The sequence below is a fragment of the Micrococcus sp. HG099 genome (assembly GCF_024723355.1).
GTDB classification, from domain to species: domain Bacteria; phylum Actinomycetota; class Actinomycetes; order Actinomycetales; family Micrococcaceae; genus Micrococcus; species Micrococcus endophyticus.
Genome location: NZ_JANQCJ010000201.1, coordinates 1 through 2,572 on the forward strand (window position 1 = coordinate 1; position 2,572 = coordinate 2,572).

General features: G+C 75.3%; 3 protein-coding genes and 1 pseudogene. 2 read left to right on the forward strand and 2 right to left on the reverse strand.

Going from position 1 to position 2,572, the window contains the following annotated elements; all coding sequences use genetic code 11:
• Both NWP10_RS11480 and recR read left to right on the forward strand, forming a co-directional pair.
• Window positions 1–214 (forward strand): hypothetical protein (locus NWP10_RS11480; RefSeq protein ID WP_258300992.1); only part of this gene is annotated, 214 nt, incomplete at its 5' end.
• A gap of 114 nt (window positions 215–328) precedes the next feature.
• Window positions 329–928 (forward strand): recombination mediator RecR, encoded by a 600-nt coding sequence (gene recR / locus NWP10_RS11485; protein WP_158493386.1) that lies wholly within the window; start codon window positions 329–331, stop codon window positions 926–928.
• Window positions 929–1,070: 142 nt separating this feature from the next.
• Here recR and NWP10_RS11490 read toward each other — a convergent pair whose 3' ends face one another.
• Window positions 1,071–2,333, reverse strand: a complete 1,263-nt coding sequence (locus NWP10_RS11490) for an ABC transporter permease (RefSeq protein WP_258300993.1) — start codon at window positions 2,331–2,333, stop codon at window positions 1,071–1,073.
• Window positions 2,330–2,572: pseudogene (locus tag NWP10_RS11495) on the reverse strand (ABC transporter ATP-binding protein); the annotation flags it as partial. The gene NWP10_RS11490 and the pseudogene NWP10_RS11495, both read right to left, overlap by 4 nt.

Genomic DNA, 2,572 nt, shown 5'->3' on the forward strand with positions numbered 1-2,572 from the left:
CATCCGCGCCGCCCGCGAGGCCGCGCAGGGCCGCGGACCGGCCCGGCCCGCCGGGAACGGCCCCGCCGCGCCGTCGGCCCCCGCCGTCGGCTGGGAGGACGAGGTCGCCAGCGACGACGACGTCGCCCTCGAGGACTCGGGCCTGGTGGGCCGCGCCGTCGTGGAACGGGTCCTCGGCGCCCGACTCCTGGAGGAGCGCTCGAACTCCGCCTGAGGCGGACGGGGCTTCCGATGTCCGGGGGCCCGGGCATGATGGACAGGTCGCCGGCACCGGCGGCCGCGCCCGGGCACCGGCCCCGGCGCAGGGACGGGGAGACGAAGGAGACGGATGTACCAGGGCGCAGTCCAGGACCTGATCGACGAGCTCGGCCGCCTGCCGGGCATCGGGCCGAAGTCCGCCCAGCGCATCGCCTTCCACATGCTGGAGGCGGACCGGGAGGACATGCTGCGCCTCGCGGACGCGATCCGCACCGTCAAGGACAAGGTGCGGCTCTGCTCGGTGTGCTTCAACGTGTCCGAGGACGAGGTGTGCTCCCTGTGCCGGGACGAGCGCCGGGACGCCTCCCAGATCTGCGTGGTCGAGGAGTCCCAGGACGTCATGGCCATGGAGCGCACGCGCGCCTTCCAGGGCCGGTACCACGTGCTCGGCGGCGCCATCAATCCGATCGCCGGCATCGGCCCGGAGCAGTTGCACGTGCGCGAGCTGCTCACCCGCCTGCAGGACGAGGCCGTGCAGGAGGTCATCCTCGCCACGGACCCCAACCTGGAGGGCGAGGCCACGGCCACCTACCTCGGGCGGCTGCTCGGCGCCACCGGCATCCGCGTCACCCGCCTCGCCTCCGGCCTGCCCGTGGGCGGGGACCTCGAGTACGCGGACGAGGTGACCCTCGGCCGCGCCTTCGAGGGACGCCGCCTCATCAGCGGCTGACGCCCCCGGACCACGACGACGCCGCCCGCCCCCGGTGAGGGGCGGGCGGCGTCGTCGTCCCCGGGCCTGTTCCCGAGCCTGGTCGCGGCCTGGTCCCGGCCCGACCGCACCGACCGCACCGGCCGGGCCTGCCGGGCGCGGCTCAGGCCACGCGGGTGCCCGCGGGCAGGCGGCCCGCCGGGGTGTCCAGGCGGCGGTGGCCCCACCACAGCAGGCCGCCGGTGAGCGCCGCCTGCATGGCCAAGCCGAGCGGCCAGACGGGCCAGGTGCCCTCGCGGTCCGGCACGGAGGTCGTGTCGATGCGGCGCAGCTGCCCGTCGAGGCACTCGGTGGTCTCGGCCGGGTCCTGCTGGGTCAGGCGCAGCGCGGCGGACATCATGTTCAGGGGCCCGGTGTCGGGGGTGAACTGCATGGACGCGCCCGTGGGATCCCACGGCGAAGCGTCCGCGAGCACGGCGTACGGGTTCGCCGCCAGCAGCCAGCCGACGCGGCGAGGGTCCGGCACGGACTGGACCTCGACCGGGCCCACGCAGGCGTCGGCGATCCCGTCGTAGGCGTCCGGGTTCTGCCGCTCCCACTCGGCCCAGGCCGCGTCGATCTCCGCCTGGGTCATGTTCTCCACGTCCTGCCCCTCGAGGGGGTCGGCCATCGTCATGCCGTCGTGCTCCGGCATGTTGGCGCGCACGTCGGTCTGCAGGAACTGCAGCGAGAGCACGAACGCCACGAGGGTGCCGATGCTCAGCGCGGCCACGATCAGGTAGGTCACCACGACGGCGAACAGCGTGCGCCCGGCGATCGCCGAGACCGCCACGCCGATGCCGGTGATGACGCCGAACTCCACGAGGATCATCAGCAGGCCCACGAGCACGAACAGCGGCGAGACCCGCCCCACCACGGCCGCCACGGCGAGCCAGGGCAGCGCCGCCACGAGGAACGCGGCCGACGCGATCCAGGCCGCGATCCACTTGCCGGCCATCAGCTGGCCGGTGCGCAGCAGCGTCACCTGGGTGATCGCGAGCGTGCCGCCGGCCCGGTCGCCCGAGATCGCGTTGGCGGCGAGGACCGGGGAGACGAGCAGGGACAGGGTCAGCACGAACAGCAGGACGCCGTCGAAGAGCCACTGCCCGGCGGAGCGCATCTGCACCTCGGCGGCGGCCGGGTCCATGCCCTGGCTCTGCAGGTCACTGAGGGTGGTGGCGCGCAGCCCGAGCGCGCCGAGCGTCACGGCGCCCACCACGAGGAAGAACACGCCCAGCAGGACGTACCAGCCGCGCGAGCGCAGGCGCTGGCGCAGCTCCATGCCCACCACGGTGCGCACGGCGGAGGCGGTGCTGAGGCGTCCGCCCCCCGGCGGGCGGAGCGGCGGCGGGCCCTGACGGGTCGGGTCGGCGACGACGGTGCTCACGGGCGGTCTCCTTCGGCGGTGTCCCGGTCCAGGTGCAGGCCCAGGTAGGCGTTCTCGAGGCGCGATCCCTCGGGGGCGAAGTGGCTGACCGGCACGCCCTCGCGCACCAGGTCCGCCAGCAGCTCGGCGGCGGCGGTCTCCCCGCGCAGCCCCACCACGACGCCGGCGCGCGGCTGGCCGTGGGCGGCGGCGGGCTCGACGGCGAGGCCGCGGGCCTCGAGGGCCCGCACGAGCACGTC

What these genes read in the sequence shown, in the direction of transcription:
- recR (WP_158493386.1), top strand. Translation starts at nt 329, where the DNA reads ATGTACCAGGGCGCAGTCCAGGACCTGATCGACGAGCTCGGCCGCCTG.